At 69.5% G+C, this 14,873-nt stretch carries 13 protein-coding genes and 3 pseudogenes; 7 read left to right on the forward strand and 9 right to left on the reverse strand.

Annotation, left to right across the window (positions count from 1 at the left end; translation table 11 throughout):
• Window positions 1–52: 52 nt before the first annotated feature.
• Window positions 53–409, forward strand: a pseudogene (locus AB0J21_RS22645) (acetyl-coenzyme A synthetase); the annotation flags it as partial.
• 98 nt (window positions 410–507) lie between these two features.
• Here the strand turns inward: AB0J21_RS22645 and AB0J21_RS22650 are convergent.
• The 9 genes from AB0J21_RS22650 to AB0J21_RS22690 form a co-directional block, all read right to left on the reverse strand.
• A complete protein-coding gene (locus AB0J21_RS22650) occupies window positions 508–1,260 on the reverse strand; it encodes a GntR family transcriptional regulator (protein WP_363147873.1) in 753 nt (250 codons plus the stop codon).
• 307 nt (window positions 1,261–1,567) lie between these two features.
• A complete protein-coding gene (locus AB0J21_RS22655) occupies window positions 1,568–2,482 on the reverse strand; it encodes a fumarylacetoacetate hydrolase family protein (protein ID WP_363147874.1) in 915 nt (304 codons plus the stop codon).
• Between the two features lie 89 nt (window positions 2,483–2,571).
• On the reverse strand, window positions 2,572–3,720 hold the full coding sequence (locus tag AB0J21_RS22660; protein WP_363147875.1) for a DUF3500 domain-containing protein: 1,149 nt from the start codon (window positions 3,718–3,720) through the stop codon (window positions 2,572–2,574).
• Entirely contained in the window at window positions 3,695–5,041 is a 1,347-nt protein-coding gene (locus tag AB0J21_RS22665) for an MFS transporter (protein ID WP_363147876.1), read from the reverse strand. The genes AB0J21_RS22660 and AB0J21_RS22665 overlap by 26 nt, the downstream gene beginning before the upstream one ends.
• A 66-nt stretch (window positions 5,042–5,107) precedes the next feature.
• Window positions 5,108–6,712 (reverse strand): bifunctional 3-(3-hydroxy-phenyl)propionate/3-hydroxycinnamic acid hydroxylase, encoded by a 1,605-nt coding sequence (locus AB0J21_RS22670; RefSeq protein WP_363147877.1) that lies wholly within the window; start codon window positions 6,710–6,712, stop codon window positions 5,108–5,110.
• 37 nt (window positions 6,713–6,749) lie between these two features.
• The gene (locus AB0J21_RS22675; RefSeq protein WP_363147878.1) at window positions 6,750–7,829 is read right to left on the reverse strand and encodes a zinc-binding alcohol dehydrogenase family protein; all 1,080 of its coding nucleotides are present in this window, start codon (window positions 7,827–7,829) and stop codon (window positions 6,750–6,752) included.
• Window positions 7,830–7,875: 46 nt separating this feature from the next.
• Window positions 7,876–9,147 (reverse strand): acyl-CoA dehydrogenase family protein, encoded by a 1,272-nt coding sequence (locus AB0J21_RS22680; protein ID WP_363147879.1) that lies wholly within the window; start codon window positions 9,145–9,147, stop codon window positions 7,876–7,878.
• Window positions 9,148–9,282: 135 nt separating this feature from the next.
• Window positions 9,283–10,476: a CoA transferase gene (locus tag AB0J21_RS22685; RefSeq protein ID WP_363147880.1), complete on the reverse strand. Its 1,194-nt coding sequence runs from the start codon at window positions 10,474–10,476 to the stop codon at window positions 9,283–9,285.
• Window positions 10,473–10,862 carry a cupin domain-containing protein gene (locus AB0J21_RS22690; protein WP_363147881.1) on the reverse strand — a complete coding sequence of 130 codons (390 nt, stop codon included), beginning with the start codon at window positions 10,860–10,862 and terminating at the stop codon, window positions 10,473–10,475. The genes AB0J21_RS22685 and AB0J21_RS22690 overlap by 4 nt, the downstream gene beginning before the upstream one ends.
• 536 nt (window positions 10,863–11,398) lie before the next feature.
• Here AB0J21_RS22690 and AB0J21_RS22695 point away from each other — a divergent pair.
• The 6 genes and pseudogenes from AB0J21_RS22695 to AB0J21_RS22720 all read left to right on the forward strand — a co-directional run.
• Window positions 11,399–11,545 (forward strand): annotated as a pseudogene (locus AB0J21_RS22695) (nuclear transport factor 2 family protein); the annotation flags it as partial.
• Window positions 11,546–11,901: 356 nt separating this feature from the next.
• Window positions 11,902–12,504 (forward strand): hypothetical protein, encoded by a 603-nt coding sequence (locus AB0J21_RS22700; RefSeq protein WP_363147882.1) that lies wholly within the window; start codon window positions 11,902–11,904, stop codon window positions 12,502–12,504.
• Between the two features lie 76 nt (window positions 12,505–12,580).
• Entirely contained in the window at window positions 12,581–13,102 is a 522-nt protein-coding gene (locus AB0J21_RS22705; RefSeq protein WP_363147883.1) for a nuclear transport factor 2 family protein, read from the forward strand.
• A gap of 22 nt (window positions 13,103–13,124) precedes the next feature.
• Window positions 13,125–13,286: pseudogene (locus AB0J21_RS22710) on the forward strand (NAD(P)H-binding protein); the annotation flags it as partial.
• Window positions 13,287–13,299: 13 nt separating this feature from the next.
• The gene (locus AB0J21_RS22715; protein WP_363147884.1) at window positions 13,300–13,737 is read left to right on the forward strand and encodes an NmrA family NAD(P)-binding protein; all 438 of its coding nucleotides are present in this window, start codon (window positions 13,300–13,302) and stop codon (window positions 13,735–13,737) included.
• Window positions 13,703–14,851: a flavin reductase family protein gene (locus AB0J21_RS22720; protein WP_363147885.1), complete on the forward strand. Its 1,149-nt coding sequence runs from the start codon at window positions 13,703–13,705 to the stop codon at window positions 14,849–14,851. The genes AB0J21_RS22715 and AB0J21_RS22720 overlap by 35 nt, the downstream gene beginning before the upstream one ends.
• Window positions 14,852–14,873 lie beyond the last annotated feature (22 nt).

The raw sequence follows: 14,873 nt of genomic DNA on the forward strand, positions 1-14,873 counted from the left end.
AGGCTCGCAACGTCGGGCGACCTTCTTCAACACCCCGTCCGCTGCAAGGGGCTCCGCCCTCGTCTCGCACCCGGCCGTCGCCGAGGCCGCCGTGGTCGGCGCCGCCGACGAGACCACGGGACAGGCCATCGTCGCCTTCGTCATCCTGTGCGGCACCGAGAACGCCGACGACGAGGACCTCGCCGCCGACCTGCGCAGCCACGTCGGCGCCATCCTCGGCCCGATCGCCAAGCCCAAGCGGGTCCTGCCGGTGGCCGAGCTGCCCAAGACCCGCTCCGGAGAGATCATGCGCCGCCTCCTGCGCGACGTCGCCGAGAACCGGGCCGTCGGCGACGTCACCACACTGGCCGACTTCTCCGTCATGGACCTCATCCAGACCAGCCTCCCCACCGCACCCAGCGAGGGATGACCCGCGTCGTCCCGTGTTGAGATCCGGCCGGTCACGAGGTGGCCGTCCGGTTCGCGGTCTGAGAGGGAGGCGAAAGCGGGTAAGAAGGACCGGATTTGTTACTCGGCGCAGGCGCCGGCGAGAGCCTTGCGGATGCGGACTGGTTCGTACGACGGAGAGGCGATGGAGAGGACCACCAGCGCGGTGCGGGCCAGATGGGTCGCCAGCGCACGGGAGGCGGCCTTGGCGTCACGCGACTGCACCGCCTCGGCGATGGTGTGGTGCTGCGTGCTCGTGTCCGCCTGCCATTCGAGAGGGTTCCACGAGACGAACGCCATGCGGTAGCGCGTGGCGTGGTCCGACAGCAGGGCGAGTTCCCGTTCCAGACGCGGGCCGGACGGGTGCACCAGCGCGCGATGGAATTTCTCGTGCGGGCACTCCCACTGCTCGACGTCTCCCGTGCGAGCCTTCTCGTCCATCTCCCGCAGCAACTCGTCGAGGTGTCGTAGGTGGTCCTCGGTCATGCGCGGGACGGCGATCCCGATCGCCAGCGACTCGAGGCTGATCCGCATCGCGTACAGCTCGTCCAGGTCGTCGTCGCTGAACGCCGCTACGCGGGCGCGGTGCTGTGACTCCTGCTCGACGAAGCCCTCGCGTTGCAGGATCCTGAGAGCTTCTCGCAGGGGGCCGCGGCTCACGCCGAGTTGTCGGGCCAGTTCGACCTGCGACAGCGGGTCGCCGGCGCGCAGATCGCCGTGCATGATCGCGCGGCGGAGAGCGTGATGGGCTCTGCTCATCTCGTCGGGGTGGGCCCTGTCCGCGTCGTCGGGGCGGGCGAGCTTGTTCGCCACCTCGGCTGACCGTGCTGTCATCGGCTGCAGGCCTTTCACGCGTCTCCATCTGGCGTTCGTGTGTTCCTCGGAACCGGCCGGACGATGTGTCGGCACAACCGTAGCCGACGCTCGTCGCAAGCCTGCCGACATTTCAGAGCAGGCCGGGGCGGGGTGGACCCCATCGCCCGTAAGCCAGTCAGGGGCGGTGGAAGCCCTACTTCTGCGACTCAGCGGCAAGATGTCAACATTACCTTCATCTCCAGCGCGAGGGCATGGCGAGGCCGGACCGCCTCCTGGCTGCCCGGCCCGCCTCACCGCTCCTCAGTCCCACCAGGTCAGAGGCCTCTCATGGCGTCAGCGCCTCAGGCTGATCGGCAGATGTCGTGCGGCCGCCCGGCAGGGCGCCCTGCCCGGACCGGTGGTCGTTGCCCACCACCGTGTTGCGGACCGTACCCAGGCGTTCCACCTCGACCTCGACCGTGTCTCCCGGCTGCAGCAGTCGGGGAGGCGTGCGGCTGTAGCCGACGCCCGCCGGGGTGCCCGTCGCGAGGAGATCGCCGGGGCGCAGGGTCAGGGTGTGCGAGATCAGGGACAGCGTGTCCCCGACCGCGTAGATCATCTGGTCGGTGGTGGCGTCCTGCATGGTCTCGCCGTTGACCCTGGTCCGCAGTCGCAGTCCCTGCTTCAGGTCGCCGACCTCGGCGGCGGGCACGAGCGGGCCGAGAGGGCCGGACCGGTCCCCGTTCTTGCCGAGGATCCACTGTGAGGTCAGCTTCTGCGCCCTGCGCGAGGTCAGGTCGTTGAACGCGGAGTATCCGACGATCGATGCCAGGGCCTCCTCGGGAGAGGCGTCGACGAGGGGCACTCCGACCCAGGCGACGACCTCGCCCTCCCAGTCCAGGCCCTCCTCGTTGGAGGGCACGGGGACTTCCGCCCCGTCCACGGTCAGGGACTGCGGCCACCGCGCGAACAGGGTCGGGTACGGCGGCAGTTCCTGGTCGCGGAAACTGCCCTCCGCCGCGTGCGCGTAGTAGTTGAGCCCGATACAGAAGACGCGTGCGCCCGGAAGGACGGGAGGGACCCGCTCGACCGACGCGGCCGGGACCGTGGGCCCGGCGGGTGGCCGGGAGAGATACCTCGTTGGGTCGGCCCAGAAGTCCGCGAGTGGGGCGATGACAGTTATCTCGTCGTCCTGCTCGGCCAGGGTCGCGACCTCCACGCCGGAGTCGCCCTGCGCTCGCCTGACACCCACGATTCTCATGAGATTCCCTTTCCGGTCTCCGGAGGCATGCCCGCGGAGCTCTTCTTTCGTCGTTGCCGATGTGCCGTAGGCGGCGCGCCCGCCGGCGGTCAGGCCGTGCCGTCCATGGACCGGCCGGTGTGGTCGTGTTCGAGGTGGTGCTGGATCAACAGGTCGGCGCCGAAGTCGTTGGACGGGTCGCGCCAGACGCTGTGTATGTGGTTCGCGTTGTCCTCGGCGTTGTCGAACTCGACGAGGGTGACGGGACCCTGAATGCGGAAGTAGTGCGGCTGCTCGACGGTGGTGCCGCCGGCCCAGGCGAAGTGCAGGTCGTCGACGCCACCCGCGGCGGCGATGCGGTCCATCTCGTGGCCCACCAGGCCCGGGCGAGCGCGCTCGACGAAGTGGGCGAGCAGGTCGTCGAAGTGGACGCGCTGGGCAGGAGAGAGACCGCCGGCCCGGATACCGCGGGGGTGGGCGCGGAAGTAGGCCAGGGCCTTGCGGTCGTCGTCGGTGATCATCGCGTCGCGGCGGCCGACACCGTGGTAGGCCGGGTACTCGACGTCGCCGACGGTGGAGACGGTGCGGGTCACGAAATCCGCCGGCGGCCTGGAATGGATGACCGCCTGCTCCTTCTGGGCGCCGGTGAGGCCGTCGAGGAGGACGAAGGCCGCGTCCTCCTCCTCGCCCAGGATGCGGAACGGGCCGAACCGAGCCGGTTCGGCGCCGAGCAGGAACGGGGTGGCGCTGACCAGGTCGCCGTCGACGACGGTGACGTTGACCGACAGATGGTGGCCGACCAGGCGCCAGCCCCAGGTGGTGTCCGGCTGCGGCTGGCCGAAGAACGTGAGGAAGTAGCCGCGGGGGTCACGGAAAGTGGCCGCGACATGACCGAACACGGGCAGGTTGAGTTCGCGCAGTACGTGCTCGTTGGACATCACCTGGACCACGCGGGCGTAGGCCGGGATCGACATCGACTCGGCGATCAGGCGGTGCGCCAACCCCTCCTGGTGGCGGTCGAGTTCGCCGAGCGGGAGACCGTGCCGACCGGACTCGGGCAGGAAGTTCCAGTGTGTGCGGCCCGAGTCCTCGTGGGGGAGTAGCGCCCGGGTGCGCTGATCGAGGCTCAGGCCGTCGAAGAGACCCATCGCCGCGAAGGTGATCGCCGTGGCGTCGAACGTACCGCCCGGCCGTGGCCGGTGCGCTTCGGGGAGCTCACCGCCCGGATGCGGGTTATGCGGGTGACGCGTCGCCGTCATGATGTTCCATGCCCTTCTTCGTGGGTTGGTCCCCGACAACCGCGAGGTTCGGTGTCGGGAGGGGGATCGGTTCCGGCATCCTCACCCGGGAGGGCCCGTCGTACCGGTACGGGCCGAGACACAGGAACAGAACCGCGCAGACCGCGCAGGCGACGGCCAGGACGAGCATCGCCGGGGTGTAGGAGCCGTAGCTGTCGCGGCTCACGCTCACCAGGGATGTCGCTGCCGCCCCGCCGATCTGGAACATCGCGAACGCGACACCGTAGATCCTGCCGAAGGCCAGACGCCCGAAGTAGCGGGGGATCAGGTAGCTGAGGACGTCGAACTCGGCGCCGATCAGCAACCCGGCCAGCGCCGCCGCGAGAAGGGCCATGGGTACGTTCGGTCCCGCCGCGAACAGCAGCACCGAGGCGATGCCGCCGACGAGATAGACCGACATGACGTGCGACACCGTGAAACGGTCGAGCAGCCAGCCGGTCACGAGTCTGGCCACGATGAGAGCGACCCCGAGTGCGACCGGCACCAAATTGGCGATGTGCGACGGGATTCCGGCGTCCAGCAGAAGTGAGATCTGATGGACGAGGACCGTGGAACCGATCGTGCCCAGGAGGACGAAGGCAGCGAGCACGAGCCAGAACGACCGCGTCCTCGCCGCCGTCCGCAGTGTGTCGCCACCGACTCGAAGTGCTTCCGCACGCGGACGGGGCTCGGCCAGAAGGAAGTACGCGACCGGGAAGGCGATGAGCGCGACCACCCCGAGTCCGAGATACGCCGCTCGCCACCCCCACGTTCCGATCAGCACCGTGGTCAGGATCGGGGCCAGCACCGTGCCGATCCCGATGCCGGAGTTGGCCACGCCCAGCGCGAGGCCGAGCCTGCGCTCGAACCAGCCCGCGGTGAGACGCAGATAGGAGACCGGCCACAGGCCCAGGCCGCACAGCGGAATGAGCACCCAGCCCAGGTAGAAGACCGGCAGGCTGTCGGGCAGGAAGTACATCGCCATGAGGGACAGCGCGAAGAACGGCGAGCTGCACAGGATCACCCGGCGGCCGCCGAACCGGTCGACCAGCAGGCCCTGTACGGGAGAGATGAGCACGAGCGTGATACTGAGGAGGGACGAGGCCAGGCCGATGGCCGGGATGCTCCATCCGAACTCGCGGTGCAGCGGGGCGATGAACGCCCCGAACGTCGTGACCGCCAGCACGCTGGGCCCGCACGCGAGACCGAGCGTGGACGCCAATGCCGTGCGCCACGCCGTTCTCGACTCGTCGGGTGGTTCCGCGGCCGCATCGGCGTACGCGACGGAATGCTCCGCTCTCATGTGAAATCCTCCTTGACTTCCGTGTGAAAGAACCCCGTCGATCTCGTCACGCGGAAGGCGATGCCCTCAGGCGGACGAAGATCCGAGCGCCTGACGTAGAAGGGAGACGAAGCGCGGGATGTCGGTGTGCCGGCCGGCCGCGAACACGTAGAAGTCCGGCCGTGCCAGGAGCGCCTCGCACTTGTGCTCGGTGAACCAACGCTCGTAGTCACCGTCGAGATCCTTGACCGCACGTTCGCCCGACACGTCGGCGACCACGCCGCCGATCTGCCAGAACCAGGACGCATCCTCGTCATCCAGGTGTTCGGCCGGGTCCCCGACCCCGCTGATCAACTGCCAGCCACCGCCGACGACGTCGTCGAACAAGCCGACCCTGTCGGCGATCTGGATACGTCCCTGGGGCGCGAGGCGTCCCTCGGTTCCGCCGCTGCCGACCGTCAACGACGGCTCGCCCAGGCGCGGGTGCGGGGGCTCCCGCGTGGCGGCACCGGGATCGAGCGAGCGCCTTTTCATCTCGGCGTCACGGGTGGCGGCCCGGTCGACGTCGAGCTCGCAGATGACACGGCCCGCGGCCACCGCCTCGTCGATGATCTCCCTTACGTGGCCCGTGCGTTCGGGGCCGTACGTGTCCAGCACGTCCGGTGCCGCGAGGCCGTGGTGCATCATGCCGAGCCGCCACGACAGGGCGCGCGCGTCGCGCAGACCCGCGCAGAGCCCCTGGCCGAGGAACGGTGGCATGAGATGGGCCGCGTCACCCGCGAGGAAGACGTTCCCCTCGCGCCAGCTGTGCGCCCACCTGCCGCGGAACGTGTACACGGCGTGCCGTTCGAGCCGGGCGGTCTGCGGTGTCACACCCCAGGGCGCCATCAGCCGCCAGGCCGTGCTCTCCCGGGCCAGCTCCTCCACGCTCAGGTCCACGCGGCGCATGAACTCGAACCGCCGCCGCCCCGGACCACTGTTGACCGCGGTCGCGGGCTGCGCCGGATCGCAGTACTGGGTGACGAAGGCGCTCCATTTCTCCTCGGTCAGCGGCTGATAGTCCACCACCAGCCAGTCGGCCTCGAACCCCGAGTCGCCGACACCGATGTCGAGCGCGGCACGGACGGCGCTGTTGGCCCCGTCGGCGCCGACGAGCCAGCGTGCCCGGATGCCCTCGGCCCCGTCCGGCCGCTCGGTGGGAACCACGTGCACGCAGACCTGCTCGTTGTCGTGGTCCTGTTCCAGGGACTGGAAGGTCCATCCGCGGTGGACGGTCACGCCGGGGGTCGCGAGTGCCATGCCCTCCAGGACGGCCTCGAGGTCGGGCTGATAGAAGCCGTTCGTATTGGCCCACCCCGACTCGGCGACCCTGTTCCAGTCGATGGCCTGGAGCAACTCGCCCGCCCCGTTGCGGAACTCGTACCCGCCCCGCTCGCCCTGGGACGGCTCGAACAGGTCGGCGTGATCCGCCATGAGCCCTGCGGCCTGGAGGATGCGGAGCGCCTCATGGTCGATGGTGCACGCCCGCGGCAGCGGATAGCGCTGCGGCCAGCGTTCCACGACGGACACCTGTAGCCCGGCCCGGCCGAGAAATACGGCGGTCAGCAGGCCGACGGGCCCGCCGCCGACGACCACGACGTCGACGACCGGCCGCAGCGGTGCGCCGGCGTGCGGCGCGGTTCGCGTCGTCATGCGCGCGACTCCCGGCTGCGGGTCTGGGTGCGGTGGGTCACGGACGTGTGCTCCGATCTCGTCGGGTGGGGGCTGTGGTGGGGTGCTCGGGGAGTCCGCTGCCCTGGGGCAGGACGACGCACTTGGCGTGCGGCGAGACCGCCTGCGTGCGCCAGGCCGACGGGAGGTCGTCGAGCGGGAAGGTGCGGACGCCGACCCGCAGTTGGTCGCGGGTGAGGGCGTCCCACAGCCAGGTCAGCGCCGCCTGCTTGGCGCGCAGCGGGGTGTGCAGACCGGCGAAGCCGGACAGGATGAGCTGCTTGCCGCGCAGCAGCCCGGCCGGTATCCGTGCGGTCGCGCCGGCCGGATTGCCGACGTTGACCACTCGCGCCCGCGGCGCGCACACCTGCAACGCGGCCTCCAGCGGCACCCCGTAGACACCGTCGAGAACAACGTCCACCGGACCGGCCACCGCCCGCAGCCGCTCCGCCAACTCCTCGGCGCTCTCGCCGCCGCGCAGGTCGACGACGGCGTCCGCACCCAGGTCCGACAGGCGCTCCAGCGCCGCTCGGTCGCGGGCGACGCCGACCACCCGGCTCGCGCCGCGCCGGTGCGCCACCTGAACCGCGAGCTGCCCGACCGCGCCCGTGGCACCCAGCACAAGCACCGTCTCTCCGTCACGGAGCGCGGCGTCCTCGATCAGGGGCATGAACGCCGCCGTGCCGGAGTTGCCGATGGCCGCGGCCCGCACCGGATCGATCCCCTCGGGCAACGGCAGCAGATCGTCGTCGTCGACCAGTACCTGCGTGGCGAGGGAGCCGGGTGTGTCTGGTGAGGCGCGGCACTCGGCGTAGACCCAGGAGCCGGGCTGATGCCGGTCGGAGTCGAGCACGACCCCCGCGCACTCGCTGCCCGGGACGTACGGGGCTTCGTGGCGCGCCGAATGGAACGTCCCGGACGCGATGACCAGATCCAGTGGGTTCAACGGTGCGGCGACCACCGCCACGAGGGTGGTGCCGGGCGTGCGCGGCGGCAGGACGACCGAGCCCACTCGCGGCGCGGCGCCCGGGGCGTCGACTATGGCCGCCCGGACCCTTCCATGCGCGTCGGTGCCTGCGTGCGAGGGTGCGCTGCTCATCCATCAACCTCCTTCTCCACGACAGTCGTTGCGGCATCCCATGGATTCAGGCGTCGCTGGTCCGAGCGGGCGGCGCGAACCGGTCCAAGGTGGTGATCCCGGCGAACTTGTGCGGCTGGGATCCGGCCATCAGCCGTCCGTAGTTCTCGGAGAGGGCTTCGAGGTTGAGAGCGCCGTGCAGGGTGATGACCCGTGCGTCGCGCCAGGCCCGCTGGATCGGTTCGCTTTCCGCGATCGCGGTGGAGCCGGAGTTCCGCTGCAGCAACTCGATCGCCTCCGCGCACCATTTGGCGGCGTAGGCCGTCTCGACGAGGACCCTGGCGCTGAACTTCTGCATGTACTCGCCGTCGGCGGGTGTACCGGCGGCGGCCAGATCCCCGAGCCGGTCGGTCTCCTCGGCGTTGGCGCGGGTCATCGCCGTGGCCGACTGGATCTTCGCATGCACCTCGGCGAGCATCAGGTGCGTCAGTGGTGCGTCCAGCTGGTTCTTGTACGTGGTGCCGCGGATGGGCCGTCCGGCCGAACGTTCCAGGAACCGCTCCAGCGCGCCCTGAGCGAGACCGATCGACATACCCGCCATAAGGCTGAACGCCCAGCCGAGGGTGGGCGCCTTCCACAGGGAGCCCGCGAGACCGTTCTCCAGGGCTTGTCCGGTGACGTCACGGAAGTCGACGCCGCGGTGCTCGGGTACGAAGAGCTCGTCCTGTTTCAGGGTCGAGGAGACACTGCCGGTGCCGCGCATGCCGGCGACCTGCCAGTCGTCGAGGAACCGCAGTTCGTCGCGTGGAACCTGAACGCCGACCAGATAGGGGTCCCCGCCGTCGTGGGCGATGCAGCCGAGGTTCGTGTAGGGCGCCCAGAGGGAGTCGCTGCCGAAGGTCCAGGGGCCACCGGAGATGACCCAGCCGCCTCCGGTCCGCCTCGCACGTCCCCGTGAGGCCGGGAAGTGGCTGGAGGCGGCGACTCGTGGGCCGACCCATTCAGGGGCGTAGACCTCCTTGACGACGCGGGCGCCCGAACCGGCGGGGATCCAGTTGGTAGAGGCGCCGACCCAGACGATCCATCCGGCCGAGCCGTCCCACTTGGACACGTCGGACACGACGTCGAGTTGCTGGCGCACGGTGAGTTCGTGGCCGCCATACTCGGCGGGGCTGCCGATGGCGAAGGCACCGGTGGCGTCCAGGTCGGCGATGGTTTCGTCCGAATGGCGACCCGTGCGTTCCGCCTCCAGGGCGCGTTCGCGCAAGGTCGGCCCGAGAGCGCGGACCTTGTCGAGGATCGCTGCCAGCCTGTCGGACGTGTCGGGAGATGCACTCATCGACGTCAACTCCTCTGTGGTTCGTAGTTCATGGGGCCCGTCGTTCATGGGGAACGGGCGCAGTCCGGCGAGTCGGATGTCGGCCAGGCGCCAGCAGCGGTTCGCGCGTGTACTGCCGTACCGTCAGCGAGCAGTTCACTTCGCCGCTTGAGGGCTCTCCAGCCACTCCCGGACGGCGTCGGCGTCGGCGCCGAGAACGGGTGGCGGGCAGTGGTTGACGCGCGTCGTCTCGGTCTCGGCCCCCGTGTCGTCGACGGCGAACATCCGCAGGGCCGAACCCGGCAGGGTCATCTTCCCGACGCCCTGATGCTCGACATCGATGAGGAGCCGCTGCGCGCGGGTCTGCTCCCACTCGTAGACCTCGTCGAGCGAGCGCACCCGGCCGGCCGGAACTCCGGCGTCGGAGAGCCGACGCAACAGCTCGTCGGGAGCGAGGTCGGCGAACACGTGCTCCAAGAGCTCGGTGACACTGTCGCGGTGGGCCACCCGGTCGCGGTTCGTGGCATGCCGGGGGTCGTCGGCGCGGATGCCGAACGCGTCGCACAGGCGCTGCCACATGGCGTCGTTCCCGCAGGCGATCTGCACACTGCCACTCGCGCACCGGAACAGTCCGTAGGGCGCGATGGTCGGGTGGTGATTGCCCTGCGCGGTGCCCACTTCGCCGCCCACGGTCCAGCGTGTCCCCTGGAAAGCGTGGGCCGCGACGACCGAGGCGAGCAGCGAGGTGCGCACGATCTGCCCCCGGCCGGTGCGGTCGCGTTCCCGCAGCGCGGCGAGTACGCCGAACGCGCCGTTCATACCGGCGAGCAGGTCGGCGATCGGCACCCCGATCCGCTGGGGGTGGTCCGCGTCCGGCCCGGTGAGGGACATCAGCCCCGCCTCGCCTTGGGCGATCTGGTCGTACCCGGCGCGGCCGGCCTCGGGACCGTCGTGCCCGAAACCGCTGATCGACAACACCACTAGGCGCGGGTTGAGCTCCATCAGCCGTTCGGTTCCGAACCCGAGGCGTTGCAGCCCGCCGGCCCTGAAGTTCTCCATCAACACGTCCGCCCGCCGGATGAGGGCGGCCAGCACCTGCGCGTCCTCGTCACGCTTCAGATCGAGCGTGATCGACTCCTTGTTCCGGTTGCAGGACAGGAAGTACGTCGATTCCGCGGCGCCGTCCTCGGCATGGACGAACGGCGGTCCCCAGGACCTGCTGTCGTCCCCGGAAGGACTCTCGACCTTGATCACACGGGCCCCGAGGTCGCCGAGCATCATGGCGGCCTGGGGGCCGGCGAGCGCGCGGGACAGGTCGACGACGAGCTGCCCGTCGAGAGGCCCGCTCATGACCGGGCCTCGACGGTGTTGTCCGCCGAGTTGTCCGCCTGTCCGGCCGCGGAGTTGGGCCGGATCACCAGCATGCTGGCGGGCAGATTCGTACGATTCTCGACACTGCGGACCGTCCCGGTCGTGAGCCGCACGGCGTCCAGGGCGTGCAGCTCGTGGGTGTCGCCCTCTGCGTCGAGCGTCAGGGCGCCGGTCAGGACGATGTACAGCGTCTCCGCGGGGACGGCGGACATGTCGGCGCGGCCTCCGGGGAGGTAGTGCGACAGGGCCGTTGTTACGGCGCCGTCGTAGTCCTCGCCGCCGAAGAGATGGACGGGGCCGACGCCGTGATGGCCGGCGGGCTGGAAGGGCTGGGCCTGGGAGAGCCGGGTGATGTCGATCGGCACGATCGTGAACTCGTTTCTGGCGAGGCTGTCGGTCAGGGACGCGCGGTGACTGCGATCGTCGGAGGGCGGACGAGGCTGCTGAGCAGGAGCGTCACCGCCGGCCAGGAAGAAGGGCCTGTGCGACGCACCGTAGGAGCCGCTCTCGCAAAGTGTCAACATTTAATGCGGGAATCGTCGAGGGCTGTCTACTGTGCTTCGGCGTGAAACCCGCGGAACCTCGGCGGGCAAGCGGATCGCGTGTGCGTGTAGCGCAGGCACGGTGAGGGCGGTGGGTGTTGTCGTTCTGCCGCTCTACGTTTCATGGGTCGTGGTGTCCACCATTCACTCTGCATCAAAGTGTTGACAGAAAATGTGGCGGCTCTCAATGATGGCTCTCAGGCAGTCCCCGTCCGACTGAGCCGAACCGCCGCCGCACGGCGGGAGCCCGACGGGTCTGCGTCGCCCATGCGGCGACGTACAGATGGCCACCAAGCGGATCGACAGTCACGACCGGGGTCCGCGACGCACTGGCGACTTCCAGGACGAGGAGCGCAAGCATGCTTGAGCACGACAAGGCCGCGATCATCGAGGTCATGAACCTCTACGGGCTCGCCCTCGACGCCCGCCGGTGGGATCTGTTCGACCGTGTCTTCACGGATGACGTGATCGCGGAGCTCGGTCCGGGCGCTCGGCTCGGGATGCGGGGCGACGGCCTGGATGGTGTGGGCGGCCGCGGGCGGGAACCTGTGGAGCTTCGCCTTCGACGAGGACGTCGTCGCCCCGGTGTACGTGGCCCGATGGACCGGCAACCGCACGTTCGCGGTGGCCGGCACCAGTCGGCGCATGGCGGGGATCGCCCGGCAGGTCGACGGCGGCTGGATGATCGAGGGCGCCTGGCCGTTCTCCACCGGGAGCGTCCACGCGTCCCACGACTACCTCGCCGTCTTCTGCGACGAGAGCGACGACACGAAGCTCGGCATGGTGCTCGTCCCGAAGGAGTCGCTCGTCGCACGGGACGACTGGGACGCGATGGGGGAGGGCAGCCACGGGCAGCCAGACCATGGCGACGGACGGCGAACTGTTCGTCCCCGACGAGCACTTCAGTACCCCGAAGCGGCTCACCGAACGGATCGGCGAACTCACCGAGCGGGGCGAAGGGCCACGCCGCGGGGGTCTCGCCCACTCGCTCGTCACGGGCGCGGGTGTCGCGCTCGGCATGGCCGACCACGCGATGGAGTTGTTCCTGGGCGCGGTCGGGAAGCGGAGCATCCCCTACTCCCCGTACACGAAACAGATGGACGCGCCGATTACGCGCCTGACCGTTGGCCGCGCGCACACCCAGATCCGGGCGGCGGCCGCCGTGGCCCAACTCGACCGCCTGGATGCCGAGGAGACGGATCCGTCCGAGCGCGACACCCTCCAACTCCACACCGACGTCGCCTACATCTGGGACGCGTGCAGCTGTGCCGTCGAGACGCTCTTCCGTGCCTCCGGAGCCGCGGCGGTCGCGAAGCGGCAGCCGCTCCAGCTGATAGCCCGCAATTGCCGCGCGGGCAGCCTGCACGCCGCGCACGGCATCGACACCTGGACCGAGAACATCGGACGGGGGCTGTGCGGAGTCGAGGCCCAGTCATCGGCGGGCGTCCTCGAACCGTCGTCGTAGCGGGGCCGCCGGGCTGATTGGTTCTCACGGACCTGCGCACGTTTTGACACACCCGACAATGAAGAGGGACACACGCATGATCAACGACGACAAGGCCGCCATCATCGAGGCCCTGAACATGTACGCCTTCGCGCTCGACACGCGTCAGTGGGACCTGTTCGACCGCGTCTTCACCAAGGACGTGGAAGCCGTCTTCGGTCCCGCCGGAGCCGCCTGGGTCGGCCTGGAGGAGTTCAAGACGTCCTTCGCCGGGTTCCACGACAGCCTTGACAGCCACGTTCACACCATGATGGGCCAGCTGGTCAATGTCGGCGGTAACACAGCGAACGCCTTCAGCTACGGCACCTGGATCCTCGTGCGCGAGGCGGCCGAAGGCGGGCCCACCTGGACAGGAACCGGCTACTACGACGACGAGCTCGTCCGCACCGAAGAAGGCTGGCGCATCAAGCGACGCGTCTGCCGACTGCTGTCGTGGACCGGCAACCCGGCGGTGCCCGAGCCGCAGCGCGAACACCAGCCGGACATGAACGCCGTCGGGTTGCACCAGTTCGCCAAGAAGGGCGACATCACGTTCCTGAAGGCGATCACCAAGAAGTAGAACGCGTGCACCAGTGATTCTCGTGACCGCCGCAAACGGCAACCAAGGAAAGGGCCTCATCCCGAGGCTGGTGGCAGCAGGAGCCGAACTGCGCGCCTGCGTCCGCTCCGACGAGTCTGCGCAGGCGCTCCGCGCCGCCGGCGTGATCGACGTCCTGGTCGGCGATCTCCTCGACCCAGCGGGATTGACCGCGTGCCATGCGCGGCGTCGAGACGGTGTACTACGTCGGGCCCGCCCTTCATCCCGACGAGCGAGCGACGGGGTTCGCGGCCATCGACGCCGCGCAGAGGGCGGGCGGGACGCACTTCGTGTTGAGTTCCGTGCTGCAGGCGATCATCACGGACCTGATCCAGCACGAGATCAAGCGTGACATCGAGGAGTGCCTGGCGTCGTCGGGCCTGGAGTTCACCATCCTCCAGCCGGCCAACTACAGGCTGCGACACCGGCTCGTCCCCTGCGTGCGATCAGCGCCCGTTACAGCAGCCACGACTTCATCGGGAACCCCAACGTGCTCACGTGGCTGCTCGGCCGGCGGCCCACGACCTTTGAAGAGTTCGTCCGGCGGGAGTTCCGCGCCGTCCAAGATCAGATGGAGTAGTCATGACCCGGCCCGTAGACGCTACCCTCTTCCGTGAAACTCTGGGGCACTATCCGACCGGGGTAGCCGTCGTTACGGCAGTGACGGACGAAGGGGCTCCGGACGGCATGGTCGTCGGGACCTTCTCGTCGGTCTCCCTCGACCCTCCGCTGATCGCGTTCTTCCCGGCGAGCGGCTCGCGCAGCTTCGCGCGGCTGCGCAGCGCCTCGGCGTTCTGCGTCAACGTCCTGGCATCCGACCAGGAGCCGATCTGCCGGCAGATCGCGAGCAGAAAAGAAGGCAAGTTCGACGGTGCGGGCTGGCGGCCCGGTCCGCTGGGGTCGCCCATCCTGGACGGAGCGGTGTCGTGGATCGAGTGCACGTTTGAGGAGGTCCGTGAGGCGGGCGACCACTTCATCGTCCTGGGCCGGGTCCAGGACCTCGCCGTCGACCGGTCGGCGCTGCCGCTGCTCTTCTTCCAGGGCGGCTACGGGCGCTTCTCACCCGGATCCTTCGTCGCCGCACCCGACCCCGAGCTGATCCAGGCAGCGCACCTCGCCGAGACCATCAGGGCTCAGGTCGAGGAGCTCAGCACCGATTTTTCGGTCAACTGCAGTGTCCTCGCCAGGATCCGCGACGACGCGGTCCAGGTGCTCGCCACCAACCAAGGTTCGGCCGGTGGCTCACCCCCGCTCGGGCACCGGCAGCCGGTGATTCCCCCGATGGGAGCTGTGTTCATGGTGGACGCGGCCCCGGCGGCGGTCGACGAGTGGCTGCGACGCGCACCGGACGACAGTCGTGAGAGCCGCGATCTCTACAGCGCGCTGCTCGACAAGGTCCGGGCGCGCGGCTACTCCCTCCTCGCTGCGGAGCCGCACCTGCTGGAGCGTCATCGGGCGGCGCTGTCCGCGTTCGAGGAGTCCGACCGTCTACCGCGTCAGGAACGCGCCGTCCAACAGGCGACCGCGGAGCTGGCCGAGCTCTTCTGCCCCGACCTGGTGCCGGGACGGAGCTACGACCTCGCGTCGATCGTCGTCCTCATCCCCACGAAGGACGACCTGCCCCCGATGGCTCTCCGTATGACGGGGCTGCCCGGTTCCGCGTCGACGGCTCAGGTCGAGGCGTGGATCGACGGCCTCAAGCGGGTCGCCCAGAGCGCACTTACCGTCTGATCAAGCCCGAGGCACGTAGGGA

The sequence above is a fragment of the Streptomyces sp. NPDC049954 genome (assembly GCF_040656295.1).
In the GTDB taxonomy this organism is placed as follows: Bacteria; Actinomycetota; Actinomycetes; order Streptomycetales; family Streptomycetaceae; genus Streptomyces.